The organism is Bradyrhizobium cenepequi, from assembly GCF_020329485.1.
In the GTDB taxonomy this organism is placed as follows: domain Bacteria; phylum Pseudomonadota; class Alphaproteobacteria; order Rhizobiales; family Xanthobacteraceae; genus Bradyrhizobium; species Bradyrhizobium cenepequi.
The window spans coordinates 23,566-49,488 of the sequence record NZ_JAGKJI010000006.1; the positions used below are offsets into that span (position 1 = coordinate 23,566).

Annotated in this window: 27 protein-coding genes; 16 read left to right on the forward strand and 11 right to left on the reverse strand. The window is 64.0% G+C overall.

The annotated features are described in order from the left end of the window. The first annotated feature begins 7 nt into the window (after positions 1-7). From J6497_RS09560 to coaA, 6 genes are all read left to right on the forward strand, one after another. Positions 8-538, forward strand: coding sequence for a DUF2628 domain-containing protein (locus J6497_RS09560; RefSeq protein WP_225704012.1), 531 nt, complete (start codon positions 8-10; stop codon positions 536-538). Continuing rightward, positions 535-1,185, forward strand: a complete 651-nt coding sequence (gene hisH / locus J6497_RS09565) for an imidazole glycerol phosphate synthase subunit HisH (RefSeq protein WP_225704013.1) — start codon at positions 535-537, stop codon at positions 1,183-1,185. Before J6497_RS09560 ends, hisH begins: the two co-directional genes overlap by 4 nt. Further along, positions 1,182-1,913, forward strand: a complete 732-nt coding sequence (gene hisA / locus J6497_RS09570) for a 1-(5-phosphoribosyl)-5-[(5-phosphoribosylamino)methylideneamino]imidazole-4-carboxamide isomerase (RefSeq protein WP_225704014.1) — start codon at positions 1,182-1,184, stop codon at positions 1,911-1,913. Before hisH ends, hisA begins: the two co-directional genes overlap by 4 nt. 8 nt (positions 1,914-1,921) lie before the next feature. Further along, a complete protein-coding gene (hisF, locus tag J6497_RS09575; protein ID WP_225704015.1) occupies positions 1,922-2,698 on the forward strand; it encodes an imidazole glycerol phosphate synthase subunit HisF in 777 nt (258 codons plus the stop codon). A 175-nt stretch (positions 2,699-2,873) separates the two neighbouring features. Beyond that, the gene (locus tag J6497_RS09580; RefSeq protein WP_130225516.1) at positions 2,874-3,197 is read left to right on the forward strand and encodes a phosphoribosyl-ATP diphosphatase; all 324 of its coding nucleotides are present in this window, start codon (positions 2,874-2,876) and stop codon (positions 3,195-3,197) included. Positions 3,198-3,272: 75 nt separating this feature from the next. Further along, on the forward strand, positions 3,273-4,229 hold the full coding sequence (coaA, locus tag J6497_RS09585) for a type I pantothenate kinase (RefSeq protein WP_225704016.1): 957 nt from the start codon (positions 3,273-3,275) through the stop codon (positions 4,227-4,229). Between the two features lie 134 nt (positions 4,230-4,363). Here the strand turns inward: coaA and J6497_RS09590 are convergent, their stop codons facing one another. The 7 genes from J6497_RS09590 to rsmI form a co-directional block, all read right to left on the reverse strand. After that, positions 4,364-6,607 carry a PAS domain-containing hybrid sensor histidine kinase/response regulator gene (locus J6497_RS09590; protein WP_225704017.1) on the reverse strand — a complete coding sequence of 748 codons (2,244 nt, stop codon included), beginning with the start codon at positions 6,605-6,607 and terminating at the stop codon, positions 4,364-4,366. A gap of 155 nt (positions 6,608-6,762) precedes the next feature. Next, positions 6,763-7,230, reverse strand: coding sequence for a hypothetical protein (locus J6497_RS09595; RefSeq protein WP_225704018.1), 468 nt, complete (start codon positions 7,228-7,230; stop codon positions 6,763-6,765). 133 nt (positions 7,231-7,363) lie between these two features. Beyond that, complete coding sequence (locus J6497_RS09600) at positions 7,364-8,902, reverse strand: YifB family Mg chelatase-like AAA ATPase (RefSeq protein WP_225704019.1); 1,539 nt, start codon at positions 8,900-8,902, stop codon at positions 7,364-7,366. A 111-nt stretch (positions 8,903-9,013) separates the two neighbouring features. After that, on the reverse strand, positions 9,014-9,985 hold the full coding sequence (locus tag J6497_RS09605) for an MBL fold metallo-hydrolase (protein ID WP_225704020.1): 972 nt from the start codon (positions 9,983-9,985) through the stop codon (positions 9,014-9,016). A gap of 256 nt (positions 9,986-10,241) precedes the next feature. After that, positions 10,242-11,189, reverse strand: coding sequence for a glutathione synthase (gene gshB, locus J6497_RS09610; RefSeq protein WP_225704021.1), 948 nt, complete (start codon positions 11,187-11,189; stop codon positions 10,242-10,244). A gap of 28 nt (positions 11,190-11,217) precedes the next feature. Then, positions 11,218-11,628, reverse strand: a complete 411-nt coding sequence (locus J6497_RS09615) for a YraN family protein (protein ID WP_225704022.1) — start codon at positions 11,626-11,628, stop codon at positions 11,218-11,220. Then, a complete protein-coding gene (gene rsmI, locus J6497_RS09620) occupies positions 11,615-12,568 on the reverse strand; it encodes a 16S rRNA (cytidine(1402)-2'-O)-methyltransferase (RefSeq protein ID WP_376708190.1) in 954 nt (317 codons plus the stop codon). Before rsmI ends, J6497_RS09615 begins: the two co-directional genes overlap by 14 nt. Before the next feature lie 293 nt (positions 12,569-12,861). Between rsmI and J6497_RS09625 the strand changes: the two genes are divergently transcribed. Beyond that, complete coding sequence (locus J6497_RS09625; protein ID WP_225704024.1) at positions 12,862-14,079, forward strand: penicillin-binding protein activator; 1,218 nt, start codon at positions 12,862-12,864, stop codon at positions 14,077-14,079. Between the two features lie 10 nt (positions 14,080-14,089). Here the strand turns inward: J6497_RS09625 and hemW are convergent, their stop codons facing one another. Genes hemW through rph form a run of 3 tightly spaced genes read right to left on the reverse strand, consistent with a single transcriptional unit; the run spans position 14,090 to position 16,593 of the window. After that, positions 14,090-15,247, reverse strand: coding sequence for a radical SAM family heme chaperone HemW (hemW, locus tag J6497_RS09630; protein ID WP_225704025.1), 1,158 nt, complete (start codon positions 15,245-15,247; stop codon positions 14,090-14,092). Beyond that, positions 15,240-15,869: an RdgB/HAM1 family non-canonical purine NTP pyrophosphatase gene (gene rdgB, locus J6497_RS09635; RefSeq protein ID WP_225704026.1), complete on the reverse strand. Its 630-nt coding sequence runs from the start codon at positions 15,867-15,869 to the stop codon at positions 15,240-15,242. The genes hemW and rdgB overlap by 8 nt, the downstream gene beginning before the upstream one ends. Positions 15,870-15,879: 10 nt before the next feature. Continuing rightward, positions 15,880-16,593, reverse strand: a complete 714-nt coding sequence (gene rph, locus J6497_RS09640; protein ID WP_225704027.1) for a ribonuclease PH — start codon at positions 16,591-16,593, stop codon at positions 15,880-15,882. A gap of 155 nt (positions 16,594-16,748) precedes the next feature. Between rph and hrcA the strand changes: the two genes are divergently transcribed. Then, complete coding sequence (gene hrcA / locus J6497_RS09645; protein ID WP_225704028.1) at positions 16,749-17,837, forward strand: heat-inducible transcriptional repressor HrcA; 1,089 nt, start codon at positions 16,749-16,751, stop codon at positions 17,835-17,837. A 110-nt stretch (positions 17,838-17,947) separates the two neighbouring features. Next, positions 17,948-18,562: a nucleotide exchange factor GrpE gene (gene grpE, locus J6497_RS09650; protein ID WP_225704029.1), complete on the forward strand. Its 615-nt coding sequence runs from the start codon at positions 17,948-17,950 to the stop codon at positions 18,560-18,562. A 54-nt stretch (positions 18,563-18,616) separates the two neighbouring features. On the opposite strand, the gene J6497_RS09655 is transcribed toward grpE, so the two are convergent. After that, a complete protein-coding gene (locus J6497_RS09655) occupies positions 18,617-19,552 on the reverse strand; it encodes a hypothetical protein (protein WP_225704030.1) in 936 nt (311 codons plus the stop codon). A 418-nt stretch (positions 19,553-19,970) separates the two neighbouring features. Between J6497_RS09655 and dnaK the strand changes: the two genes are divergently transcribed. The 7 genes from dnaK (at position 19,971) to J6497_RS09690 (ending at position 25,734) form a co-directional block, all read left to right on the forward strand. Further along, positions 19,971-21,869: a molecular chaperone DnaK gene (dnaK, locus tag J6497_RS09660; RefSeq protein ID WP_225704031.1), complete on the forward strand. Its 1,899-nt coding sequence runs from the start codon at positions 19,971-19,973 to the stop codon at positions 21,867-21,869. Positions 21,870-22,011: 142 nt separating this feature from the next. Further along, positions 22,012-23,145: a molecular chaperone DnaJ gene (gene dnaJ / locus J6497_RS09665; RefSeq protein ID WP_225704032.1), complete on the forward strand. Its 1,134-nt coding sequence runs from the start codon at positions 22,012-22,014 to the stop codon at positions 23,143-23,145. A 117-nt stretch (positions 23,146-23,262) separates the two neighbouring features. Then, positions 23,263-23,424 (forward strand): hypothetical protein, encoded by a 162-nt coding sequence (locus J6497_RS09670; protein WP_225704033.1) that lies wholly within the window; start codon positions 23,263-23,265, stop codon positions 23,422-23,424. 43 nt (positions 23,425-23,467) lie between these two features. Continuing rightward, positions 23,468-24,067 (forward strand): class I SAM-dependent methyltransferase, encoded by a 600-nt coding sequence (locus J6497_RS09675; RefSeq protein WP_225704034.1) that lies wholly within the window; start codon positions 23,468-23,470, stop codon positions 24,065-24,067. A gap of 48 nt (positions 24,068-24,115) precedes the next feature. Continuing rightward, positions 24,116-24,694, forward strand: a complete 579-nt coding sequence (locus J6497_RS09680; protein WP_225704035.1) for an NADPH-dependent FMN reductase — start codon at positions 24,116-24,118, stop codon at positions 24,692-24,694. Between the two features lie 6 nt (positions 24,695-24,700). After that, a complete protein-coding gene (gene pyrF / locus J6497_RS09685) occupies positions 24,701-25,411 on the forward strand; it encodes an orotidine-5'-phosphate decarboxylase (RefSeq protein WP_225704036.1) in 711 nt (236 codons plus the stop codon). A 20-nt stretch (positions 25,412-25,431) separates the two neighbouring features. Then, a complete protein-coding gene (locus J6497_RS09690) occupies positions 25,432-25,734 on the forward strand; it encodes a DUF1330 domain-containing protein (RefSeq protein WP_225704037.1) in 303 nt (100 codons plus the stop codon). The last annotated feature ends 189 nt before the right edge of the window (positions 25,735-25,923 follow it).

Genomic DNA, 25,923 nt, shown 5'->3' on the forward strand with positions numbered 1-25,923 from the left:
ATTTTTGATGCCGGTCTACACAGTGCATGTCCCCGTGGGGAACAATGTTGATCTTGCGGCGACGGACAAGTTCACCTTCGTGCGGGACGGCTTTCATTTCTGGGCGGCGGTTGCGAGCGTGATCTGGCTGGCTTGGCACCGGCTATGGCTGGCACTGATCGGCTGGGTCGTGCTCATAGCAGCGATTGATTACGGCCTGGCAAAGCTCGGCATCGGCCGCGGCACGATCCTGGCCGTAGATATCGTGCTGGCGTTGCTATTGGGGTTCGAGGCGGCAAGCGTGAAGCGCTGGACATTGTCGCGCGGCAGATGGCGCCAGCTCGACATCGTCGTGGCCGATGACGAGGAATCCGCCGAGCGCCGCTTTTTCGATCGCTGGACCGCAACGCATCGTGGCCTCGTCAACGACCAGCGGTCGGTCGATCGCGGCGGCCCGCCGCCGCCGCGCAACATTCCCGGCCAGCCGTTCTCCAAGCCGCCGCCGCTACCACAGGGCGGCATCATCGGGTTATTTCCAGAGCCGGGAGGATCGCGATGACGGTTGCCATCATCGATTATGGCTCCGGCAACCTGCACTCGGCGGCGAAAGCGTTCGAGCGCGCCGCGCGCAGCATGGAAGATCCGCAGAAGATCATGGTGACGCGCGATCCCGACGCGGTATTCCGGGCCGACCGCATCGTGCTGCCGGGCGTCGGCGCCTTCGCCGATTGCCGCAGGGGCGTCGATTCGCTCGACGGCATGCTCGAGGCTCTCACGGAAGCCGTGCGGGTCAAGGCGCGGCCGTTCTTCGGCATCTGCGTCGGCATGCAGTTGATGGCGACGCGCGGCAAGGAGCATGTGACGACCGAGGGCTTCAACTGGGTCGCTGGCGACGTCGAAAAGATCCAGCCGCGTGAGGAGAACCTGAAGATTCCGCACATGGGCTGGAACACGCTCGAGATGCTCCGCGAGCACCCGGTGCTGGAGCGCCTGCCGCTGGGGCCGGACGGCCGCCACGCTTATTTCGTGCACTCCTATCACCTCAATGCGGCCAACGAGCAGGACGTGCTCGCGCGCGCCGATTACGGCGGGCCGGTCACGGCCGTGGTCGCCAAGGACACCGCGATCGGTACGCAGTTTCACCCCGAGAAGAGCCAGCGCTTCGGATTGGCGCTGATCTCGAATTTCCTGAAGTGGAAGCCGTGATCCTCTTTCCTGCCATTGACCTGAAGAACGGGCAATGCGTGCGCCTGGAGCAGGGCGACATGGCGCGCGCCACCGTGTTCAATCTCGATCCGGCGGCGCAGGCGCGTTCCTTTGCAGCTCAGGGGTTCGAATATCTGCACGTGGTCGATCTCGACGGCGCCTTCGCCGGCAAGCCGATGAATGCGCAGGCCGTCGAGGCGATGCTGAAGGCGGTCACGATGCCGGTGCAGCTTGGCGGCGGCATCCGCGATCTCAGGACAGTGGAAGCCTGGCTGGAGAAGGGCGTTGCGCGCGTCATCATCGGCACCGCGGCGGTGCGTGACCCCGAGCTCGTGAAGGGAGCCGCGAAGAAGTATCCCGGCCGCGTCGCCGTCGGCCTTGATGCGCGTGATGGCAAGGTCGCGGTGCAGGGCTGGGCCGAGACGTCGGAAGTGACTGCGCTCGAGATCGCCCAGCGTTTCGAGGACGCCGGCGTTGCCGCGATCATCTTCACCGACATCGCCCGCGATGGCCTTTTAAAGGGCCTCAACCTCGATGCCACGATCGCCCTCGCCGACAGCATCTCGATCCCCGTGATCGCCTCCGGCGGCTTTGCCTCGATCGATGATGTCAAGGCGCTGCTGGAGCCGCGCGCCAGGAAGCTCGCCGGTGCCATTGTTGGCCGTGCGCTCTACGACGGCCGGCTTGATCCCGACGCGGCGCTGAAGCTGATGCGGGCCGCTGCTTAGGAGACGATATGTTCAAGGTCCGCGTCATCCCCTGCCTCGACGTCAAGGACGGCCGCGTGGTCAAGGGCGTCAATTTCGTCGACCTGCGCGACGCCGGCGATCCCGTGGAAGCGGCGATCGCCTATGACGCCGCTGGCGCCGACGAGCTTTGTTTCCTCGACATCACCGCCACCCATGAGAACCGCGGCATCATGCTGGGCGTGGTGCGTCGGACTGCGGAAGCTTGCTTCATGCCACTCACCGTCGGCGGCGGTGTCCGCACCATCGACGACATCCGCACGCTCCTCCGCTCCGGTGCTGACAAGGTGTCGATCAATTCCGCGGCAGTCAGCCGTCGGGAATTCGTCAAAGAGGGTGCCGAGAAGTTCGGCGAGCAGTGCATCGTGGTCGCGATCGATGCCAAGCGCGTCAACCGTGCCGGCGGCTCCGACCGGTGGGAGATCTTCACCCATGGCGGGCGCAAGCCGACCGGCATCGATGCGATCGAATATGCCCAGGAGGTGGTCTCGCTCGGCGCCGGCGAGATCCTGCTGACGTCGATGGATCGGGATGGCACGCGGCAGGGCTTCGATCTGGAGCTGACCCAGGCGATCGCTGACAGTGTTCCCGTACCGGTTATCGCGTCAGGCGGGGTCGGCAATCTCGACCATCTCGTCGACGGCATCCGGAAGGGTCACGCCACCGCGGTGCTGGCGGCGTCGATATTCCATTTCGGCGAATTTACCATCCGCCAAGCCAAGGAGCACATGGTGCGCGCCGGCCTGCCGATGCGTCTTGATCCCTAGAGCATGATCCGGAAAAGTGGAAACCGGTTTTCCGAAAGGATCATGCTCAAATGAAGAGACGAGATCATGATCCGATTTCATCCAATCGGATCATGATCTAGGACTTCCTGTCACAAAAATGCTAAGTCCCTCTGGGGGGGTGTTGCCGGCGTCCCGCCGGTCTGGGTGCTTGAGTATGTCGCGTTTCACGGTCCACGATCTGGCCGCCATCATCGATGCCCGCGCGGCGTCGGGGGGAGAGGCGTCCTATACGAAGAAGCTGCTCGACAAGGGCGCCGAGCATTGCGCCAAAAAGCTCGGCGAGGAAGCGGTCGAGACCGTGATCGCTGCGATCGAAAACGATCGCAATCATCTCATCGCCGAAAGTGCCGATCTGGTGTTTCACCTGCTGGTGCTGCTCAAGGCCCGCGGCGTGAAGCTCGAGGACGTCGAGGCGGCGCTCGCGCAACGCACATCCATGTCCGGATTGGAAGAGAAAGCGGCGCGCAAGCGCGACTAGGGCATGATCCGGAAAAGTGGGCACCGGTTTTCCGAAAAGATCATGCCCAAGCGATAGTTCAATTAGGGCACGGCCATGGATATTCAGGCACCCGACCAGCAGTATAATCCATACCGGATCTTCTCGCGCGAGCAATGGGCGAAGCTGCGCGACGACACGCCGATGACGCTGGAGCCAGGCGAATTCGAGCGGTTACGCTCGATGCACGATCGGCTCGACATCCACGAAGTCGAGGACATCTATCTGCCGCTGTCGCGCCTGCTTTCGATCTATGTCGACGCCACGCAGCGGCTCTTTTACGCGCAGCGCCAGTTCCTCGCCATCCAGGACCGCAAGATGCCCTATATCATCGGCGTCGCGGGCTCGGTCGCGGTAGGCAAGTCCACCACCGCACGCGTGCTGCAGGCGCTGCTCGCGCGCTGGTCGCCGCGGCCCAAGGTCGACCTCGTTACCACAGACGGCTTCCTCTATCCCAACGCCGTGCTCGAGCGCTTGGGAATGATGCAGAAGAAGGGCTTTCCGGAAAGCTACGACCAGGCGCTGCTGCTGTCGTTCTTGAGCGACATCAAGGCCGGACGGCGTCCGGTGCGCGCGCCGGTTTATTCGCACCTGACCTACGACATCGTTCCGAACCAGTTCGTCGAGATCGATCGTCCCGACATCCTGATCGTCGAGGGCGTCAATGTGCTGCAGACGAGCCGCTTGCCGCGCGACGGCAAGGCCGTGCCGGTGGTTTCCGACTTCTTCGATTTCTCTGTCTATATCGATGCCGACGAGCCGGTGTTGCGCGAGTGGTACGTCACGCGCTTCCTTGCGCTGCGCGACACCGCGTTCCACGATCCTCGATCCTATTTCCACCGCTACGCAGTGCTGTCGGACGAAGAGGCGACCGCCACCGCGATCGCGATCTGGGAACGCACCAACCGCGCCAATCTCGAGGACAACATCCTCCCGACCCGCCCGCGCGCCACGCTGATCCTGAAGAAGGGCGCCGACCACGTGGTGGAGACAGTCGCGCTACGGCGGTTGTAATTCGGTGTCGTCCCCGCGAAAGCGGGAACCCATAACCACAGGCGGTTGTTGTGGTGCGACCGAGCGGTTGCTGCGGGGCATACAACAAAGGCCTGTGGTTATGGGTCGCGGCTCAAGGCCGGGACGACGGTGTGCTACGCCGCGAGATGCCGCGATGCCGCCAATCCTCTCAGCGCTTCTTCCAGCTTCTCGCGATCGAGCGGCTTGATCAGAAAGCCGTCCATGCCGGCTTCGAAGCAGGCGGAGCGATCTTCCGCCAAGGTGTTGGCGGTGAGCGCGAGGATCGGCGTCGGTCGGCCGGACTGGCCGGCTTCGGATTGCCGGATGCGTTTGGTGGTCTCGATGCCGTTGAGCTGCGGCATCTGCACGTCCATCAGCACGAGGTTGTATGGCCTGCCTGCCGATTTCGCCGATAGCCAGGATTGAAGCGCCTCTTCGCCATTGGTGGTGATCACCACCTGGTGGCCGAGGCGCGTCAGCAGCGAGCGCATCAAGAGCGCGTTGATCTCATTGTCCTCCGCGACCAGGATCGACAGCCGCTTGTCGGACCATGAGTCCTGTGCCGGACCGGCCTCGATCTGCTCGACGAGTGACTCCGCGGCGACGCTCGGAGAAGCGATCTCGGGCGTGGCGGTAAGACGGGCGGCGAGCGAGACGGCGCGCAGCGGCTTGACCAGATAGCCGGTGAACGGCGAGTCGGCGGACGGCTGCAGTTCCTGCCGGGTCGCCGGCGTGAACATCACGAGCCGCTGCGTCGCGTGCAGCCGCGCCGCTTCACCGAGGTGGCCGATTTCAGCGGCTCCCAGCGCGTGGTCGATCAGCACGGCGTGCCATGAACTCTCCGGCAACAAGGCCTCCGCCACCATGGCATCCGACACCATGCAGATCTGTGCGCCCCAGCGCTGCAGCCGGTGCGAGATCAAGGTGGCTTCGATGCCTTGCGGCGCAACCAGCATGATCGACCGGCCCGCGAGGTCAGGCGGGCTGAACATCGGCGGTCCGTTGCTGTCGGATGATGCGAGCGGGATCGACACCTCGAAGGTCGAGCCCGCGCCCGGCGTGCTTGCAAGCGCGATACGGCCGCCCATGCGCTTGACGATGCGGTCGCTGATGCTCAGACCAAGTCCGGTGCCGCCATAGCTACGGGCAATTCCCTCGTCGGCCTGCTCGAACTCGCGGAAGATGCGCTGCTGTGCTTCCGGTGCGATACCGATGCCGGTGTCGCGGACCAGGAAGCTGATTTCGTTCGGACGGATGCCGGGCTGGACGACCAAGGCGACACCGCCGGCCGCGGTGAATTTGATCGCGTTGCCGGCGAGGTTGAGCAGCACCTGGCGCAGCCGGGCCGCGTCTCCGACCACGTCGATAGGCAATCGCTCGTCGATGTAGGCGGCGATCTCGATTCCTTTTGCTTCGGCTCGTGGCGCCAGCAGTTCGGTGACGTCCTCGATCAGTTTCGAGAGAGCGAACGGCCGTTCCTCGAGATCGATCTTGCCCGCTTCGATTTTGGAATAGTCCAGGAGCTCCTCGATCAGCGACAACAGCGCGTCGCCGGAGGTCTTCACCGCCTTGGCGTAGGTCATCTGCTCCGGCGTCAGCGGCGTATCCATCAAGAGGCCGCTCATGCCGATGATGCCGTTGAGCGGCGTGCGGATCTCGTGGCTCGCCATGGCGAGGAAGCGGGACTTGGCGCGGTTGGCCGCGTCGGCCTGATCGCGCGCTTCAGCAAGCGCGCGCTCGCTCTCGGTGCGGTCGGTGACGTCGCGGCCGACGCTTTGCATCTCCGCAGGCCGTCCTGCATCGGTTCGGACGAGGCCCTCGCGCCAGGCGATCCAGCGCGGCTCGGAGGGGCTCGCAATCTTCTGGTCGTAGGTGCGGGCGCCGCTCGGCTCCAGCGCGACTTCGCCCTGTTCCAGCACTTCAAATGCGAAATGGCTGCCTATCAGTTCATCGCGCGGCTTTCCTGCGAGGTCGCAATAGGCGTCGTTGACGAAGGTGATCATGCCATCGGAATCGCGCAGGACGATCAGATCGCTTTGCGATTCGAACAGGCTGCGCGCGCGCTGTTCGGCCTCCTGCAGTTCCCAGTTGCGGTCGGCGAGCGCCTCGTTGTGCTCAGCGATCATGCGCAGCTTCCCGCGCGTCAGCCGCAGCCGGACACTCAGCACGACCAGCGCCACGCAGGCGAGCGCGAACAGCAGGCTGGCACCTACACCAAGGGCACGCGGGTCGCGGTCCGAAACGGCGCCAACAAGCAATGCATAGCCGCCGCCAAAGGCCGCGGCGAAGACGATGAAGGCGCGAAGGATGACGACGGTCCAGGGGTGACGCCGCCCGAACCGAAGCAAGCGGAGCTTCAGTCGATAGGTCCACGTCATCGCCGATCCCCTGATCACCTGCTTGAAGGCTGGTGGCTTGAGCCGCCTTTGCATATTGGGTCGACGATGCGTCGGCGACCTTGCAAAGTGCTTGAAACCGCCTTCCGTTCTCACCCGCGATGCGAACAGGGTTGATAAAGGGTTAATGAGTGTTGCTAGAGCGAAGCCGCCTGCAGGCGGCGGTGCCCGCCATGCGCGCCGACGATCAGCGCTGCAGCATCGCGCACCGAGAAGCTCTTCGAACGGACAAAGATCCGGTAATCGGCCGGACCATCCTGGGCAAGATAGATCACAGGGTCGGTCGTGGCGGGATTGGGCGAGATCGCCACCAGTTGCGGCACGCCGTTGCTCTCGCAGGCGCCGGATTCAGTATCGTCGATATCATCGATGACGGCGAAATCGGCGGCTTCCGCGCTATCGGAGATCTCGACCCGCACGGTGGCAGCGGCCGGGTCATCCGTGAAGCCGACATGGAGTTGCGCGAGCCAGGGGAGCGACGCGATCTGGACGGTGGCGCCGCCGGCCTCGATGCAGGGGTGTGGGCCTGGCAGGAACTCACTGCGGGCAACGAGCGCAAAGGCGGCCAGCGGTACGACCGAGGCCAAGATCTTCAAACGCAACATGATACCACTCACTCAACCAAAGCCGGCGAGGACTGCGCAGACTTATGGTTGGTGGAGGGTAAAGCGAACTGGTTACTTTCGCGTTGACGCGTTTTCTTCACGCGAACCGGTGTCCACTTCGCTCGAAAACGCTCTATGCCGCGCGCCTGATGTCGTCGGCCAGCGCGCGATACGACAAGGCTTCCGCGAGATGCAATCGGCCGATCTTCTCCGCGCGGTCGAGGTCGGCAAGCGTGCGCGCGACACGCAGCACGCGGTGATAGCCGCGCGCGGTGAGGCGCATGGTCTCGGCCGCATCGCGGAGCAGCTTCTGTCCCTGCGCGTCCGGCTGGGCGATGGTCTCCAGCAGCGATGCCGGCGCCTCAGCATTGGTGCGGACGTTCGGCATGCCGGCGGCAGCATAGCGCGCAAGCTGGATGTCGCGCGCGGCGGCAACACGGGCGGCCACCTCCGCCGATCCTTCGGAAGGCGGCGGCAGGATCAGGTCGGCGGCGGTCACCGCCGGCACCTCGATGCGGAGATCGATGCGGTCCATCAGCGGACCGGAGATGCGCATTTGGTAGTCGGCCGTGCAGCGGTCGATGGGGCCGCGCTTGCAGGCATAGCCGGGCTCATAGGCATGACCGCAGCGGCACGGATTCATCGCCGCCACCAGCATGAAGCGCGCCGGATAGGTGACGCGGTGATTGGCGCGCGAGACGGAAACCTCGCCCGTCTCCAGCGGCTGGCGCAGCGAATCCAAGACGCGGGGATCGAATTCCGGCAGTTCGTCGAGGAAGAGCACACCCTGATGCGCCAGCGAAATCTCGCCGGGTTTGGCGCGCACGCCGCCGCCAGTGAGCGCCGCCATGCTGGCGGAATGATGCGGGCTGCGGAACGGCCGTCGCGCGGTCAAGGCTCCGTCGCGGATTTCGCCTGCGACCGAGGCGATCATCGACACTTCCAGGAGTTCGGACGGCGACAGCGGCGGCAGGATCGAGGGCAGTCGCGCCGCCAGCATCGATTTTCCGGCGCCGGGCGAGCCCATCATCAACAAGTGATGCCCGCCGGCCGCCGCGATCTCGAGCGCCCGCTTGGCGCTCTCCTGGCCCTTGATGTCGCGCAGGTCGAGCAGCGCCTCCCTCTGTTCGTGCACTTTCGGCGAGGGGCGCGATAGCACCTGCGTACCCTTGAAGTGATTGGCGATCTGGATCAGCGATTGTGCGGCGATGATCTGAATGTCCGGGCTCGCCCACGCCGCTTCGGAGCCGCAGGCTGCGGGGCAGATCAATCCCTCTTCGCGCGAATTGGCGCCGATTGCCGCCGGCAAGACGCCCGCAACCGGCGCAATCGAGCCGTCCAGCCCGAGTTCGCCCAGCACCGTGAAGCCGTTGAGCGCGTCCGACGGGATTGCTCCGATCGCCGCCATCAGCCCGAGCGCGATTGGCAGATCGTAATGGCTGCCTTCCTTGGGCAGGTCGGCCGGCGCCAGATTGACGATGATCCGGCGCGCCGGAAGGGCGAGGCCGGAGGCGATCAGGGCGGAGCGCACCCGCTCCCGCGCCTCGGAAACTGCCTTGTCCGGCAGCCCCACGATCGCAAACGCCGGCAATCCCGGCGCGACCTGCACCTGCACGTCGACCGCGCGAGCCTCGATCCCCTCGAAAGCGACGGTGGAAACGCGTTGAACCATGCTGCCCCCTTGCCGTAATCGAGGGTAGCCGAAGGCAACGCCAAGCGCAAGAACATTACGGGAACGTGGCTCCGGGATCTGCCCGCTCGACCGTCCCGGAGCCTGCGCAGCTTACAGCGTCATCTGCATCGGTTCGGGATAGTAGTGGAAGCCGTCGCCGGCCTTGGCGACGTGGCCATAGCCGGGCCAGGCGAAGTGGTAGGACATCACGGGGGTCTTGTTGGCCGCCAGCATCTCCAGCAACCTCACCCGCGTTGCCGCTGACTGTTTCGGGTCAGTGTCGTACGAGAATTCCATCCTCGGCCGCTCGAGCAGCAGCACCGCGTGGTGCGAGAGATCGCCGAGGAAGGCGAAGGATTTGCCGGCCGAACTCACCATGAAGATATGGTGGCCGACGGTGTGGCCTGGCGCCGCGATCGCCTGCACGCCGGGCAGGAACTCCTGGCCGTCCTTGAAGAACACCAGGCGGTCCCGAACCGGCAGGAGATTCTTGCGCGCGTGAACGACGAAGTCCTTCAGCGGGCTACCCATCTTGCCTTCATCGGTCCAGTAATCGAAGTCGCTCTGGGCGATATAGACCTGCGCGTTCGGAAAGAGCGGCTTGTCGCCAGCGCCGACGATGCCGCCGATGTGGTCGATATGTGCATGCGAGCAGACGACGGCGTCGATGTCCTCAGGCTTGATGCCGGCTTCCGCCATGCTCTTCTGCTGGCGGCCGGTGGTCGGACCGAACGCTTTCGACGTGCCCATGCCGGTGTCGAACAGGATCAGCTTGTCGCCGGTGTTCACGATCGGTGAATTCTGCTCCAGCACGACATTGTCGGGCGACAGGAAGTGGTCCGACAGCATCTTCTTCACTTCTTCCTTCGGCACGCCGGTGAAGGTGCCCGAGGGATCGCCGAGCGGCAGCGGGCCGTCGGAGACGACGGTGACCTCGGCGTCGCCGAGAATGAAGCGGTGCCAATAGGGCGTTTGCGTGCCGAGCTTCGGCGCGCGTGCCAGCGCACTGCCGCCGAGCAGCGTGCTTGCACCAAGGCCGGCGCCGAGCGCGAGCAGAGACCTTCGCGAGACGTTGATTGTCATGCTTTTCCTCCACGGTTTTTATCAAGTTGTGTTTTAAGCAATCGTCGCGTTGCCGCCCGCGTGCAGGTCCTGCCCCACGGCCCGAAGCGGGCCCAGCCATGCTGCGCCCGCCGTGACAAGCTGACAAGAGGTCTCAGAGCGGAAGGAAGGCAGACGCGCTTTAGATCATCATCCGATTAGACGGAATCGGATCACGATCTCATCTCCTTGTTTGAGCATGATCTTTTCGGAAAACCGGTTTCCACTTTATCATGCTCTAGGATTTCGCGCGCTTGGCCTCGATGATGTCCCAGATCCTGGCCGCGGCGTCCGGGCCGCCGAGGCGCGCAATGGCGCGGATGCCGGTCGGCGAGGTGACGTTGATCTCAGTGAGGTAACCGTCGATCACGTCGATGCCGACGAACAAAAGGCCGCGCTCGCGCAAGGCCGGGCCGAGTGTTGCACAGATTTCGCGCTCGCGGTCGGAAAGATCGGTCGACTGCGCCGCCCCACCGCGCACCATGTTGGAGCGCAGGTCATCCGCAGCCGGCACGCGGTTGACGGCGCCGGCGAATTCGCCATCGACCAGGATGATGCGCTTGTCGCCATGTCTGACCTCGGGAAGGAAGCGCTGGATCACCCAGGGCTCCTTGAATGTCACCGCAAACATGTCGAACAGCGAGCCGAAGTTCATGTCCTGGGGCATTACGCGGAATACCGCGGCGCCGCCATGGCCGTGCAACGGTTTCATGACAACAGCGCCGTGCTCGTCGCGGAACGCGTTGATCTCGTCGAGGTCGCGCGAGATCAAAGTCGGCGGCATCAGCTGCGGAAAATTCATCACGAACAGCTTCTCCGGCGCATTGCGGACGCTAGCGGGATCGTTGACGACCAGAGTCTTCGGGTGAATGCGCTCGAGGAAGTGCGTCGAGGTGATGTAGGCAAGATCAAACGGCGGATCCTGTCGCAGCAGGATCACATCGAAATTGGTCAGCGGCTCGCGCTTGGGCTCGCCGAGGGTAAAGTGAGCGCCGACCTCGTCGCGCACGGTGAGGATTTGCGCCGGCGCTATCAGTTCATCGCCGCGCAGCGAGAGCTTGTCCGGCGTGTAATAGGAAAGAGCATGGCCGCGCTTCTGCGCTTCGAGCAGCAGCGCGAACGTCGAATCGCCGCGGATGTTGATGCGCTCAATGGGATCCATCTGGACGGCGACGTTCAATTTCATGAGCTTTAGGTCCGGTCTCTTGAGGAAGTCATGCGCTGGCATCGAACGCTGCCAACAGATGGCGCGGCAAACGCTTGGGCGCAATCAGCATGGCATCGAAACGCATGTCGAATTCCGCATGTTCGGGATGCGCCATCAGCCAGGCCTGGGCGGCGGCGACGATGCGCTGCTGCTGGCGCGGCGTGACGGCATAGGCGGCCTCATCAAAGCTGGCGCGGGCCTTGACCTCGACGAAAGCGAGCAGGTTGCGCTTGCGCACCACAAGGTCGATCTCGCCATAGGGCGTGCGGAAACGCTTGGCGAGGATACGATAGCCCTTGGCCATCAGATAGGCCGCGGCCCGGCTTTCCGCCGATAGCCCGGTGCGAAACGCAGCGACCCGTGCGGGCGAAGCGAGCTTTGCGACCGCTTCCGGCGGCGAGCCATCACTCTTTGCCATCACCACCTCGCATTTCCTTTGCGAGTTCGAGCGCGCGGGCATAGACCTCGCGGCGCGGCCGACCGGAAAGCTCGACTGCATGCGCGACCGCATCCTTGACACTGTCGCGCTGGAGCGAGGTGCGCAGCAGCTCGTCGAGCTGATCCTGCCCCATCGCCTGCGCATCCGCCGGCGGCGGACCGATCACCAGCACAAATTCGCCGCGCGTCTCCAGCGCGTCCTTTTCCGCTGCCAGCTCAGTGATCGGGGCACGCCTGATCTCTTCGTGCAGTTTCGTCAATTCGCGGCAGATCGCGGCATCGCGTCCGGCCATGATCGCGGCAAGGTCGGCAAGGGTTTCCTGCACGCGGTTACCCGATTCAAACAGCACCAGCGTTGCATCGATTCTGGCGAGCTCTACGAGGCGCGTGCGCCGGGCCTGTTCCTTGGCGGGCAGAAAGCCCTCGAAGAAAAAGCGGTCGGTCGGCAGCGCCGCGACCGCGAGCGCCGTCAGCACTGACGACGCTCCAGGCACCGCGATCACCTGATGCCCGGCGGCGCAGGCCTCGCGCACCAGTTTGAAGCCGGGATCGGAAATCAGCGGCGTGCCGGCGTCCGAGACCAACGCGACCGCGGCGCGCTCGGCCAGCCGCTGCAGGATCTTTGGCCGCGCCTGCGCCGCATTGTGCTCGTGATAGGGGGTCAGCTCGGCCGTAATCGCGTAACGCTCGGTCAAGCGGCGTGTGATGCGAGTGTCCTCGCAGGCGATCAGGTCGACGCCGGCAAGCGTCTCCAGCGCGCGCAGGGTGATGTCGGCGAGATTTCCGATCGGTGTTGCGACCAGATACAGGCCGGGAATCGGCTTTGGAGCGTTCAGCACCTGGCCGGCGATGGAAAATGTCCTGTTGGGGACATCCATCCCGGCGTCAGCGCCGTATCTTGAGCTGGCTTTTGCGCGCATAGTGCCAATCTAGAGCATGATCCGGAAAAGTGGACACCGGTTTTCCGAAAGATCATGCTTGAACGAAGAGAGGGGGCAACGCCCACGCCATGACGTGCTTGCGTCTTGCAGAGCGGGGGCGATTGTGCTGCGCAGTTGGTGGAGGGTTCCTGGTCCACAGCGGGAAGGGCACCATCGGACAGTAATCTCTTTGTTTTGGTTAGCTATTCGCCGACAATATGCCTGATTCCATCCCCCATTTGTTCGGCGATTGGAGTCCCGACCGGGCACGGTCGGCCAGGAGAAGAGACGAGATGGTGGGCCCGCATAGTCGCAAACCGCAATCCTCGGGTCTGCAAGGTTCCGCCGCGACCCGCCGGACGGCACTCGGCCTGATGCTAGGTGCCCCCTTGCTGGCCGCCTGCTCGGGCGTGCAGCAGACCCTTAGCCAGTTTTCGAGCTCGTCGCAGCCGGAAGCACCCGCCGGGCCGCAGCAGCAGCCGCAGGCGATCGGTAACGGGCAGGTCAAAGTGGGGCTGATCCTGCCGCTGTCGGCGGCCGGCAATGCCGGCCTCGCTGGGCAGTCGATGAAGAACGCGGCTGAACTGGCGCTGGCGGAATTCCAGAACCCGAACATCCAGCTCCTGATCAAGGATGACGGCGGCAGTCCGCAAGGCGCCTCCCAGGGCGCGCAGCAAGCGATCGGCGAGGGCGCGGAGATCATCCTGGGCCCACTGTTCGCGCAGTCGGTGCCTGCCGTTGCGCAGGTCGCGCGCGGGCGCGGTATCCCGGTGATTGCGTTCTCGACCGATTCGAGCGTCGCGGGACGAGGTGTCTATCTCCTGAGCTTCCTGCCGGAATCCGACATCAACCGGATCGTCGAATATTCGGCGGGCATCGGAAAACGCTCCTTCGCCGCGCTGGTCCCCGACAATGCCTATGGCAATGTAGTCGAGGCCGCGTTCAAGCAGGTGGCTGGCCGCAGGGGCCGCGTTGTCGCCTTCGAAAAATACGGCGCCGATCGCGCCACGCCGGCACGCACGGTGGCGCAGTCGCTCGGCCAGGCGGACGCGCTGTTGCTCGCCGATGACGGTGAGTCGGTGGTGGCGACGGCAGACGCGCTGACAGCGGCCGGCGCCAACCTGCGCAACATCCAGCTCCTGGGGACAGGCCTGTGGGATAATCCGCGCGTGTTCGCGAGCCAGGCCCTGCAGGGCGGCCTGTTCGCCGCGCCGGACCCGTCCGGTTTCCGCGCCTTTGCCGGTCGCTACCGCAGCAAATATGGCTCCGAACCCGTGCGCACCGCAACGCTCGCCTACGACGGCGTTGCGCTGGTCGCCGCGCTGGCGCGGACGCAAGGCCCGCAACGATTCGCGCAGGAAACGCTGACCAATCCTTCCGGCTTTGCCGGTATTGACGGCCTGTTCCGCTTCCGCGCCGACGGCACCAATGAGCGAGGACTTGCCGTGATGAAGGTCGCCGGCGGCGGCACGCAAGCGGTTGCGGGGTCTCCGAAGAGTTTTGGGGCGTAGTTGGTTCGGGCTACGCGGCCAAATCCGCCACCACCGCATCGAGCACCGGGAATCCGGACTTGGTCACGCGCAGCCGTCCGTCGGCGTCGACGGTGATGGCGCCCTCGTCGCGCAGCAGCGCGATGCGGCGCGGGTCGAGCGCGCGACCCGAGAGCGACGCATAGCGCTTGGGGTCGATGCCCTCAGTGAGACGGAGTCCCATCAGCAGGAATTCGTCGGCGCGCTCTTCACTGTTGAGCACCTCGTCGGTGACGACACCGCTGCCGTTGGTCTCGACCCGCATCACCCAGGCTTCCGGCCGCTTCTCGGTCGCGGTGGCGTGGCGCCGGCCGTCGATGTCGAGGCGGCCATGCGCACCCGGACCGATGCCGGCATATTCGTCGCCACGCCAATAGACGAGATTGTGCCGGCACTCCGCACCGGCTCGCGCGTGATTGGAAATCTCGTAGGCCGGCAGACCCGCCCCCGCACAGACTTCTTGCGTCACGTCGTAAAGCGCGCGCGCGACCGCCTCGTCCGGCGTCTGCAATTTGCCTGCGGCATGCAGGCCGAAGAACGGCGTGCCTTCCTCGATCGTGAGCTGATAGAGCGAGAGATGCTCGGCCGCTTCCGCGATCGCATACCTCAACTCGTCGGCCCACATCGCGGGAGTCTGATCGGGCCGGGCGTAGATCAGGTCGAACGAGTAGCGATCAAAGGCCTGGCGCGCGACGCCGACTGCATCCAGCGCTTCGCGGGCGGTGTGCAGTCGGCCCAGCGCCCTCAGCGAGGCATCGTCGAGCGCCTGCACGCCGAGCGATACGCGGTTGACGCCGGCGCTGCGATAGCCGCGAAACCTGGTCGCTTCGACGCTCGTCGGATTGGCTTCCAAGGTCACCTCGACATCGGAAGCGACACGCCAATATTTGCCGATCGCATCCAGGATCGCGCCGACCGTCTGTGGCTGCATCAATGACGGCGTGCCCCCGCCGAGGAAGATCGAGGCCACTTCGCGGCCAGGGATGCGCGCCGCGGTGGTCTCGATCTCGCGCGCAAAGGCGCGGGCAAAGCGCGCCTCATCGATCGGCGCATGCCTGACATGGCTGTTGAAATCGCAATACGGGCATTTCGACAGGCAGAACGGCCAGTGCACATAGACGCCGAAGGCTGCCTGTTCCCGGTCAGTCAAGGCATATCTCCGCCAACTTGACGAAGGCGCGCGCCCGGTGCGACAGGCCGAGCCCGAGCGGCGGCAGCCCGTGCTTCTCGACGCTCGTCATCTCGCCGAAAGTGCGGGAGTGGCCGTCGGGCAGGAACATGGGATCATAACCGAAACCGGCGGTGCCGCGCGGCGGCCACACCAAAGTTCCATCGGCGCGCGCCTCGACCTGTTCGAGATGTCCGTCTGGCCAGGCGACGCACAGCGCGGAGACGAAATGTGCCTTGCGCTGACCGGGCGTGGTCGCACCGTGTTCCTGCAACAGGCGTTCGATCCGCGTCATCGCGGCAGTGAAATCCTTATTCTCGCCGGCCCAGCGTGCGGAATAGATACCGGGGGCGCCATCGAGCGTGTCGACCGCCAGCCCCGAATCATCAGCGAATGCCGGAAGATCGGCGGCACTGGCCGCGGCGATCGCCTTGATCGCGGCATTGGCGCGAAAACTGTCGCCGGTCTCTTCGGGCTCGCCAAGCCCGAGGTCGCTCGCCGAGATCGCCTCTACGCCATGCGGCGCCAGCAATTCGCGCATCTCGGCAAGCTTGCCGGGATTGTGGGTCGCGATCACGAGCTTTCCAGTGATTCGGCGGTGCATGGCTTATTGACTACGCCACCGCCATCTTCTGCAAGTCAACCAGACGCGCCACGCCCTTGCGCGCCAGCGCCATCAGCGCCAGGAACTCGTCCTGCGAAAACGGCGTCTTTTCGGCAGTGCCCTGCACCTCAATGATGCGGCCGTCGCCGGTCATCACGAAATTGGCGTCGGTCTCGGCTTCTGAGTCCTCGGCGTAGTCGAGATCGAGCACCGGCGTGCCGTTATAGATGCCGCAGGAGATGGCCGCGACATGGTCGCGCAACACGTTGGTTTTCAGCATGTTGCGCGCCTTCATCCAGTTGATGCAGTCGGCAAGCGCGACCCAGGCGCCGGTGATCGAGGCGGTGCGCGTGCCGCCGTCGGCCTGCAGCACGTCACAATCGACCGTGATCTGGCGCTCGCCCAGCGCTTCCAGGTCGACGGTGGCGCGGAGCGAACGGCCGATCAGGCGCTGGATCTCGATCGTGCGCCCGCCCTGCTTGCCTGCGGAGGCCTCGCGCCGGGTGCGTTCCAGCGTGGCGCGGGGCAGCATGCCGTATTCGGCGGTGACCCAGCCACGGCCCTGGCCCTTCAGCCACGGCGGCAGGCGGTCCTCCAGAGTCGCGGTCACCAGCACATGGGTATCGCCGAATTTCACCATGCAGGAACCCTCGGCATATTTGACCACGCCGCGTTCCAAGGAGACGGGGCGCAGTTCATCCGGTGCACGGCGGCTTGGCCGCATGGGAATCCTCCGGGAATTCGAGCGAAAGGCTGGCGGTGCTTGTAGGAGCGGGCAGGCGGTGCGGCAAGCCTTTTGGCCAGCTCCCGGGTTGGTAATGCACGCTTGTCATCGGGCGTGTGGATGGTCAAATTACAGGCAGTTGTGAGGGAATTACGGTGGCTCAACACGAACCGATCGGTTTGATCGCGCCGCACGCCGGGCTTGCCCAGCTCAATGAGCGTTCGCGCGACATTTTTCGTCAAATCGTCGAAAGTTATCTGGCGACCGGCGAGCCAGTTGGCTCGCGCAATATCTCGCGCCTGATCGCGCTGCCGCTGTCGCCAGCCTCGGTGCGCAATGTGATGTCCGATCTCGAACAGCTCGGCCTGATCTACGCGCCGCATACGTCCGCCGGCCGGCTGCCAACCGAATTGGGCCTGCGCTTTTTCGTCGATGCCTTGATGCAGGTCGGTCACCTCACGGAGGCGGAACGGCAATCGATCCAAAGCCAACTGGCGACGGTCGGCCGTGCGCAGTCGGTCGAGGCAGCGCTCGACGAAGCCCTGATCCGGCTGTCCGGCCTTACCCGCGCGGCGGCCGTGGTGCTGACGCCGAAATCCAACTCGCGGCTGAAGCATATCGAGTTCGTGCGGCTGGAGCCGGAACGTGCGCTGGTGGTGTTGGTCGGCGAAGACGGCCAGGTCGAGAACCGGGTGCTGAGCTTGCCGCCAGGTGTTCCATCCTCGGCGCTGATCGAGGCCACCAATTTCCTCAATGCGCGCATCCTTGGGCGTACGCTCGCCGAAGCGCGGCTCGAACTCGAGACCGCGCTGGGACAAAGTCGCGCCGAGCTCGATCAGCTGACGCAGAAGGTGATCTCAGCCGGGCTCGCAAGCTGGTCGGGTGGCGACAATGAAGACCGGCAGCTCATCGTGCGTGGGCACGCCAATCTCCTCGAGGATTTGCATGCGCTCGAGGATCTCGAGCGCATCAAGTCGCTGTTCGACGATCTCGAGACCAAGCGCGGCGTGATCGACCTTCTGGGTCGCGCGGAAAGCGCCGATGGCGTGCGGATCTTCATCGGGTCGGAGAACAAACTGTTTTCGCTGTCGGGCTCCTCGACCATCGTTGCACCCTATAGCGACGGTGCGGGCCGTATCGTGGGCGTGCTCGGCGTGATCGGGCCGACCCGGCTGAATTATGCCCGGGTGATCCCGACCGTGGACTATGCGGCGCGCCTCGTCAGCAGGATCCTGGGCGCCTAGTCTTCCCGAAACAGAGCTGGTTGCGCTTGATTTTCGTTGCCTAAAGCACGATATCCCGGCCAACCAATCCCTAAATGTTGACCAGACGCGATTTTTCGAAAAGGCATGCCATGACCGATCCGAACCGGCCGAACGACAACGCCGAGAACCCGGGGCCGACCGGCGAGCCCGTGGTCTCGAAGCCCTACATCATGCCCGACGATCCCGAGCAGGGATCGGTGGAGGCCTTGACCAAGGAGCTTAACGAAGCGCGCGACCGGACGCTGCGCACGCTGGCCGAGATGGAAAATCTGCGCAAGCGCACGACCCGCGAAATCGCGGATGCGCGCGCCTATGGCATCACCGGCTTTGCCCGCGACATCCTCGACATCGCCGACAATCTGCAGCGCGCGCTCGATGCCGTCCCGGCCGAGGCCAAGGCGGCCGCCGACCCCGGTCTGAAGGCCCTGATCGAAGGCGTTGAGCTGACCGAGCGTTCGCTGCATGCCACGCTCGAGAAGAACGGTGTCAAGAAATTCGATCCGACCGGCGAGAAGTTCGATCCGAACTTCCAGCAGGCAATGTACGAGGTTCCCGATCCCTCCGTGCCATCGGGCACGGTGGTGCAGGTGGTACAGGCCGGCTACACGATCGGGGAGCGCGTGCTGCGTCCGGCGCTCGTCGGTGTTTCCAAGGGCGGCGCAAAGTCGGCGTCGGCTTCAGCCTCCTCCGCAGAGCAAAACTGACCAGCTCGAAACAAAATCTAGAGCTTCGGTTCTGATCAAATCAGCGCAGAAGCTTTAGCGGGGCTGAATCCCGTCGCGCACGTTGCGGAAACGCGGGAAGGCGGTCGACCATTGAGTGCGCGGCGAGGAGCCGATGATACGCAGCGAGGTCTGCGCTCCGAACCGCAGCCATTGCACGATCGTGACCGGCGTATTGTCTTTGCCGCTGACCGCATCGATCCGCGTCTCATATCCCGGCTGCCCATCGATGCGGAGCGGCTCCGACATCGTGATTCGCCCATCGCGGACGCCGGGGATCGTGGTTGCGATCTGCTGGGCAAAACGGCCGCGATCATCGGGAGAGGCGGCGGTCGAGCCGATGATGCCGATGATCATGAAGGGCGCCACCTCGAACCCGCTCTTCTCGTCGCCATCGGCGACGATCAGCGCGGCGCCGGGCGCCAGCGTGCGGATGTTCTTGAAGTTCGCCAGCTCGGTTATCTTGAAGGGCATCAGCCCGAGCTGCTCGTCGACCGGAACCTGATCCCGGATCGCGGCGGTCGAGAACATCTGGCGGATGGCGTCGTCGGTATAGATCCTGGCGGCATTCTCCGGGACCTGCATGGCGATATAGCCGGAGAAGGTCGGGCCGGGCAGGATCATCGAATAGCGCCGCACACTGCTGGCGCCATTCTTAGCATTCTCGACTGTGTAATAGGCAAGTCCGGCCGCGGTCTCGATGCTCTCCGGCTTGATCCCGCCGGTCCCGCCCGGGTTCGCCTTGAAAGCGTTGGCGACCTCGCCATAGGCCTCCGCCGGCAAGTCGGTCACCAGCACCTTGACGCCCTGGTCCTCGGTCTCGAAGCCGGTGAAGGCCTTTGCGCGATTGAGCCCAACCAACGGCTTCATCCCGACCCTGGCGCCCGGCGGAAAGACCACGTCCGTGGCAAGGGCGGAAGATGTGGCGGCAATGAACAGGGCGACCACGGCAAGGAAGCGAATGGGGTTCATGTCAAGGATCTACCGGGTTTGGCATTGAAGCCGTTCAATGGGCAACCCTGTGCGGGCCGCAAGCTGTCAGGCCTCAGTCGGCCCGCTTTTAGCGGTTTTGATGGCCCGGCGACAGGGCTGGGCGGCTTCACGCCGCCTGATGGCGCTGGGTGCAATGTCGCAGCTTTCTTGCGCATTCGTTAATATGGATCCCAGGACCAAGCCGGAGGACCAAGCCGGTCCGGGCCCCGACTGATACAATCTTTCAAACGCCAGTCTTTTCAGGCCTCAAGGTTGCGTCCAGTCCTTGCAGGCCTAACCCCCCCTCCTATATGAGGCTCATCGTCGCAATATCGCGAGCATTTGAACGTGTGGGGGTTCGGTTCGGTGCGCCGTCAGGGCCCAGCCAACCTGCCTTAGACAGAAGGAAATCAGAACCATGGGAAAGGTCATAGGGATCGACCTCGGCACCACGAACTCGTGCGTTGCCGTAATGGATGGCAAGAACGCGAAGGTCATCGAGAATTCCGAGGGCATGCGGACGACGCCGTCGATCGTCGCCTTCACCGATGATGGCGAGCGTCTCGTCGGTCAGCCGGCCAAGCGCCAGGCGGTGACCAATCCTGAACGGACATTCTTTGCGGTGAAGCGCCTCATCGGCCGCCGCTATGACGACCCGATGGTCGAAAAGGACAAGAAGCTTGTCCCCTACAAGATCGTGAAGGCATCGAACGGCGACGCCTGGGTCGAGGCCGACGGCAAGACCTATTCGCCCTCCCAGGTCTCCGCCTTCATCCTGCAGAAGATGAAGGAGACCGCGGAAGCGCATCTCGGCCAAAAAGTCGATCAGGCCGTCATCACGGTTCCCGCCTACTTCAACGACGCGCAACGCCAGGCCACCAAGGACGCCGGCAAGATTGCGGGCCTTGAAGTGCTGCGCATCATCAACGAGCCGACCGCGGCCGCGCTCGCTTACGGCCTCGACAAGACGAAGTCCGGCACCATCGCGGTCTACGACCTCGGCGGCGGCACGTTCGATATCTCGATCCTGGAGATCGGCGACGGCGTGTTCGAGGTGAAGTCGACCAACGGCGACACCTTCCTCGGCGGTGAAGACTTCGACATGCGGCTGGTGAATTACCTGGCCGACGAGTTCCAGAAAGAGCAGGGCATCAACCTGCGGAACGACAAGCTTGCCTTGCAGCGCCTGAAAGAGGCCGCCGAAAAGGCCAAGATCGAATTGTCGTCGACGACGCAGACCGAGATCAACCTGCCCTTCATCACGGCCGACCAGACCGGGCCGAAGCATCTGACGATGAAGCTGACCCGCTCCAAGTTCGAAGCGCTGGTCGACGACCTCGTGCAGAAGACGATCGAGCCCTGCCGCAAGGCGCTGAAGGATGCCGGCCTGACCGCCGGCGAGATCGGCGAAGTGGTGCTGGTCGGTGGCATGACCCGCATGCCCAAGATCCAGGAAGTGGTGAAGCAGTTCTTCGGCAAGGAGCCGCACAAGGGCGTGAACCCGGACGAGGTCGTCGCCATCGGTGCTGCGATCCAGGCCGGCGTGCTGCAGGGCGACGTCAAGGACGTCCTGCTGCTCGACGTGACCCCGCTGTCGCTCGGCATCGAGACGCTGGGTGGCGTGTTCACCCGCATCATCGATCGCAACACCACGATCCCGACCAAGAAGAGCCAGGTGTTCTCGACCGCCGAGGATAACCAGAACGCGGTCACCATCCGCGTCTTCCAAGGCGAACGTGAAATGGCGGCCGACAACAAGATGCTCGGCCAGTTCGACCTGATGGGCATTCCGCCTGCCCCGCGCGGTATGCCGCAGATCGAGGTGACCTTCGACATCGACGCCAACGGCATCGTCAACGTCTCGGCCAAGGACAAGGCGACCGGCAAGGAGCAGCAGATCCGGATCCAGGCATCCGGCGGCCTCTCCGAAACCGACATCGAGAAGATGGTCAAGGACGCCGAGGCCAATGCGGCCGAGGACAAGAAGCGGCGTGAGGCGGTCGACGCCAAGAACCATGCGGACGCGCTGGTGCATTCCACCGAGAAGGCGCTGGCCGAGCATGGCTCGAAGATCGCCGACAGCGAGCGCCGGTCCATCGAAGACGCCGTCAGCGACTTGAAGGAAGCGCTGAAGGGCAACGATGCCGAATCGATCAAAGCCAAGACCAACGCACTGGCGCAGGCTTCGATGAAGCTCGGCGAAGCCATGTACAAGCAGCAGGCTGAAGGCGATGCCGCCAAGGACGCTGCAAAAGATGATGTCGTCGACGCGGAGTTCACCGAGGTCGATGACGACAAGAACAAAAAGTCTGCTTAAGACACGGGCGTAGGATGATGACCCCCATGCCAAGAGCGCGCGAAGCGTCTCCAGGGATGGGGGTCATTTTTCGTTAAGCCGAACACTGCGTCTTGCCGAACATATGGTTCAGCGAGAGGATGAATTCGGGCGGGTTTAACTGATGTCCACCAAGCGCTGCTATTACGAGACCCTCGAGGTCGATCGGAACGCGGACGAAACCAAGCTGAAAGCGGCTTTCCGCAAGCTCGCGATGAAATGGCACCCGGACCGCAATCCCGGCGATGCCACGAGCGAGGTGAAGTTCAAGGAAATCAACGAAGCCTACGAGGTCCTGAAGGACAACGACAAGCGCGCCGCCTATGACCGCTATGGCCATGCGGCCTTCGAGCAGGGCATGGGCGGTGGCGCCGGTCCGGGCTTCGGCGCCGGCTTTGCCTCTTCCTTCTCCGATATTTTCGAAGACCTGTTCGGCATGGCCGGGCAGCGTCGTAGCGGCGGCCGCGAACGCGGCGCCGATCTTCGCTACAACATGGAGATCACGCTCGAGGAGGCGTATTTCGGCAAGACCGCGCAGATCGAAATTCCCGTCTCCGTCACCTGCGAATCGTGCTCTGGCACCGGCGCCAAGGCCGGCACCAAGCCGAAGACCTGCTCGATGTGCGGTGGTGCCGGCCGCATCCGCCAGGCGCAGGGCTTCTTCACCCTGGAGCGCACCTGCCCCGGCTGCCAGGGCCGCGGCCAGATGATCGAAGACGCCTGTCCGTCCTGCTCCGGCTCGGGCCGGGTGACGCGCGACCGGACGCTGTCGGTCAATATTCCGCAAGGCGTCGAGGACGGCACCCGCATCCGACTTGCGGGCGAGGGTGAAGCCGGCGTCCGCAGCGGCCCGCCCGGCGACCTCTATATCTTCCTGTCGCTGACCCAGCACCCGTTCTTCCAGCGCGATGGCGCCGACCTGCACTGCCGCGTGCCGATCTCGATGGTCACCGCGGCGCTGGGTGGCGAGTTCGAGGTGCCGACCATCGACAAGGGCAAGACCAAGGTGAAGGTACCGGGGGGGACGCAATCGGGCCGCCGATTCCGCATTGCATCAAAGGGCATGCCGGTGCTGCGGTCGCGCCAGACCGGCGACATGTATGTTCAGGTCGTGGTCGAAACGCCCCAGAATCTGACCAAGAAGCAACAGGAATTGCTGATGGAGTTCGAAAAGCTCTCCTCTGGCGCGACGCAACCAGAGGCAGTGGGTTTCTTCTCCAAGGTCAAGGACTTCTTCGGCACTCGGACGGGTACCTAGCGCATGATCCGGAAAAGTGGGAACCGGTTTTCCCTCGCGACAAGTGCGAATCGTCTGCAGAAAGATCATGCTCAAACAAAGAGACGAGATCGCGATCCGATTTCGTCTAATCGGATCATGATCGAGCGTGACGGCAAAGGCGGCCCCGGCGGTGTGCGCGACAGCGCTGAAATCGAAATTGATGCATGGCCTTATCGCCAAACCGGGTTGCGGTTTGGCGGAACAAACACGCGGCCGATCTGCTTGACCATGACAGTTTCGACCTATACCTCTTTATGACCGTTTTCTGACAGCCGCTCGCGCGGTCCCGCCTGGTAGCGACATGCCCCTGCAATCGTCCGTGCGTCCGCTGAAGAAGCCCCGTCTTGACGACGAGGTCCGCTTCCTCCGGTCATGGATCGAAAAGCCGCTGCATGTAGGCGCGGTGATGCCATCGGGCCGATTGTTGGCGCGTACGATGGCGCAATATGTCGATGTCCGATCGGAAGGTCCCGTCGTCGAACTTGGCCCCGGAACCGGTGCGATCACCAGCGCGCTGATCGAGCATGGCGTAGATCAGAAGCGTCTCGTGCTGGTTGAATACAATCCCGGCTTCTGCGCACTGCTGCGCGAGCGCTACCCGCAGGCCAAGGTGGTGCAGGGTGACGCCTACAAGCTTCGGGACTCGCTCTGGGACGTGTTGACTGCGCCGGCCGCGGCGATGGTTTCCGGTCTGCCGCTGGTCACGAAACCGATGATCACCCGCCTGAGGCTGATCCGCGACGCCTTCGTCGCGCTTGCGCCGGGTGCTCCCTTCGTCCAATTCACCTATTCGGTGGTCCCGCCGATTCCGAAATCGCTGCCGGGCGTGTCCACAGAAGCTTCCGAGCGGATCTGGATGAACCTTCCGCCAGCTCGGGTCTGGGTGTATCGCAAGGGCTGACCGCGCCCGCGCATCGCGCGGCGATTGGCCGAACGCGATTCAAAAATAATGTCTGCGCTGAAAATACTTGTGATCCCGGGGTCGCTGCGATCAGGCTCGCTGAACGCGAAGCTCGCAGCCGTTGCCGCGCATGAGATCGCACAGGCCGGCGCCGAGGTCAGCCGCATCTCGCTGGCCGACTTTCCTTTGCCGATCTATGACGGCGACCTGCAGGCGAAATCCGGCGTGCCGAAGAACGCAGTCAACCTCAAGCGCATGATCGGCGCGCATCATGGCGTCCTGATCGTGACGCCGGAATACAATTCCTCGGTGCCGCCGCTGGTCAAGAACACCATCGACTGGGTGAGCCGGGTGCAGGATCCCCATGAGCTTCGCGGCCAGGTGTTTCGCGATCGTGTCTTCGCCATCGCTGCCGCCTCCGGCGGTCGGCTCGGCGGCAGCCGCGCGCTGGCGGCGCTGCGCCTCATCCTGTCGGCCTGCCAGGCCACCGTGATCCCGAACCAGCTCGCGCTGTCATTTGCCGAACATGCCTATGACGATATGGATCACCTGAAGCATCCTGCCGATATCGAGGCGATGCAGGCCATGGTGCGGCAATTGATCGACCTTTCTCAACGGATGATGTGAGGTGACATGCAGCCAGGCGATATCGCGCAGCAGGACCGCTTGATCGTCGCACTCGATTTGCCCAACGTCGCCGTGGCAGAAGCGATGATCGACAAACTCGGCGACAGCGTGCACTTCTACAAGATCGGCTATCAGCTCGCTTATGCCGGCGGCCTGCCGCTGGCGCGCGCACTCGCAACGGCCGGCAAAAAGGTGTTCATCGATCTCAAGCTGCATGACATCGGCAACACGGTCGCGCGCGGTGTTGAGAGCATCGCGACGCTTGGCGCGACCTTCCTCACCGTGCACGCCTACCCGCAGACCATGAAGGCTGCAGTGGAAGCGCGGGCCGGATCGAACCTCAAGATTCTCGCGGTCACGGTGCTGACCTCCTATGACGACGACGATCTCCACGCCGCAGGCTATCGCTTCAACGTTGCCGATCTCGTCGAGGCGCGCGCGCAGCAGGCGCAGGTGCTCGGCGTCGACGGGCTCGTGAGTTCGCCGGAGGAGGCAGCCTCCTTGCGCAAGATCATCGGACACCAGATGAAGCTGGTCACGCCCGGCATTCGCCCAGCCGGTTCCGCGAGCGGCGACCAGAAGCGCATCATGACGCCGGCGCGTGCGATCGCCGCCGGGGCGGACTATCTGGTGGTGGGCCGGCCGATCCTGGAGGGCGCTGACCCCAAAGTCGCCGCAGAGGCCATCCAGGCTGAGATCGCGCAGGCGATCGGATAATTAACAAAGGAGAAGAAGAGATGGCCAAGGGATACTGGATCGGACGCGTCGACGTTCACAACGAGGAGGCTTACAAGCCCTACATGGCGGCCAACCCGGCGATCTTCCAGAAATTCGGCGGCAAGTTCGTGGTGCGCGGCGGCAGGTTCACCGCAGTCGAGGGCGAGTGCCGCTCCCGCAATGTCGTGATCGAGTTTCCCGACTACGAAACCGCGCTGGCTTGCTATCGCTCGCCGGAATACCAAGCCAACATCAAGGTTCGGCAGCCGCATTCGATCGCCGAGCTCATCATCATCGAAGGCTACGACGCGCCGCAATCCTGAGCGAGTGTTCTTCCCGAGCGGACGCATTCGCGCATTGTTACAGGAATGTCATTGACGTGATCGCATGGTGAGCCGCCGCTGGAGCGGGATGACTTTTCTTCGAATCGTCATCCCGCTCCAGCTCTTTGTTCGAGCATGATCTTTTCGGAAACCGGTCTCCACTCTTCCGGGATCATGCTCTAGTGTCGG

Coding starts and splice junctions, on each gene's coding strand:
- J6497_RS09560 (WP_225704012.1), top strand. CDS start 8: ATGCCGGTCTACACAGTGCATGTCCCCGTGGGGAACAATGTTGATCTT.
- hisH (WP_225704013.1), top strand. CDS start 535: ATGACGGTTGCCATCATCGATTATGGCTCCGGCAACCTGCACTCGGCG.
- hisF (WP_225704015.1), top strand. CDS start 1,922: ATGTTCAAGGTCCGCGTCATCCCCTGCCTCGACGTCAAGGACGGCCGC.
- J6497_RS09580 (WP_130225516.1), top strand. CDS start 2,874: ATGTCGCGTTTCACGGTCCACGATCTGGCCGCCATCATCGATGCCCGC.
- coaA (WP_225704016.1), top strand. CDS start 3,273: ATGGATATTCAGGCACCCGACCAGCAGTATAATCCATACCGGATCTTC.
- J6497_RS09590 (WP_225704017.1), bottom strand. CDS start 6,607: ATGACGTGGACCTATCGACTGAAGCTCCGCTTGCTTCGGTTCGGGCGG.
- J6497_RS09595 (WP_225704018.1), bottom strand. CDS start 7,230: ATGTTGCGTTTGAAGATCTTGGCCTCGGTCGTACCGCTGGCCGCCTTT.
- J6497_RS09600 (WP_225704019.1), bottom strand. CDS start 8,902: ATGGTTCAACGCGTTTCCACCGTCGCTTTCGAGGGGATCGAGGCTCGC.
- J6497_RS09605 (WP_225704020.1), bottom strand. CDS start 9,985: ATGACAATCAACGTCTCGCGAAGGTCTCTGCTCGCGCTCGGCGCCGGC.
- gshB (WP_225704021.1), bottom strand. CDS start 11,189: ATGAAATTGAACGTCGCCGTCCAGATGGATCCCATTGAGCGCATCAAC.
- J6497_RS09615 (WP_225704022.1), bottom strand. CDS start 11,628: ATGGCAAAGAGTGATGGCTCGCCGCCGGAAGCGGTCGCAAAGCTCGCT.
- rsmI (WP_376708190.1), bottom strand. CDS start 12,568: ATGCGCGCAAAAGCCAGCTCAAGATACGGCGCTGACGCCGGGATGGAT.
- J6497_RS09625 (WP_225704024.1), top strand. CDS start 12,862: ATGGTGGGCCCGCATAGTCGCAAACCGCAATCCTCGGGTCTGCAAGGT.
- rdgB (WP_225704026.1), bottom strand. CDS start 15,869: ATGCACCGCCGAATCACTGGAAAGCTCGTGATCGCGACCCACAATCCC.
- rph (WP_225704027.1), bottom strand. CDS start 16,593: ATGCGGCCAAGCCGCCGTGCACCGGATGAACTGCGCCCCGTCTCCTTG.
- grpE (WP_225704029.1), top strand. CDS start 17,948: ATGACCGATCCGAACCGGCCGAACGACAACGCCGAGAACCCGGGGCCG.
- J6497_RS09655 (WP_225704030.1), bottom strand. CDS start 19,552: ATGAACCCCATTCGCTTCCTTGCCGTGGTCGCCCTGTTCATTGCCGCC.
- dnaK (WP_225704031.1), top strand. CDS start 19,971: ATGGGAAAGGTCATAGGGATCGACCTCGGCACCACGAACTCGTGCGTT.
- dnaJ (WP_225704032.1), top strand. CDS start 22,012: ATGTCCACCAAGCGCTGCTATTACGAGACCCTCGAGGTCGATCGGAAC.
- J6497_RS09670 (WP_225704033.1), top strand. CDS start 23,263: ATGATCGAGCGTGACGGCAAAGGCGGCCCCGGCGGTGTGCGCGACAGC.
- J6497_RS09675 (WP_225704034.1), top strand. CDS start 23,468: ATGCCCCTGCAATCGTCCGTGCGTCCGCTGAAGAAGCCCCGTCTTGAC.
- J6497_RS09680 (WP_225704035.1), top strand. CDS start 24,116: ATGTCTGCGCTGAAAATACTTGTGATCCCGGGGTCGCTGCGATCAGGC.
- pyrF (WP_225704036.1), top strand. CDS start 24,701: ATGCAGCCAGGCGATATCGCGCAGCAGGACCGCTTGATCGTCGCACTC.
- J6497_RS09690 (WP_225704037.1), top strand. CDS start 25,432: ATGGCCAAGGGATACTGGATCGGACGCGTCGACGTTCACAACGAGGAG.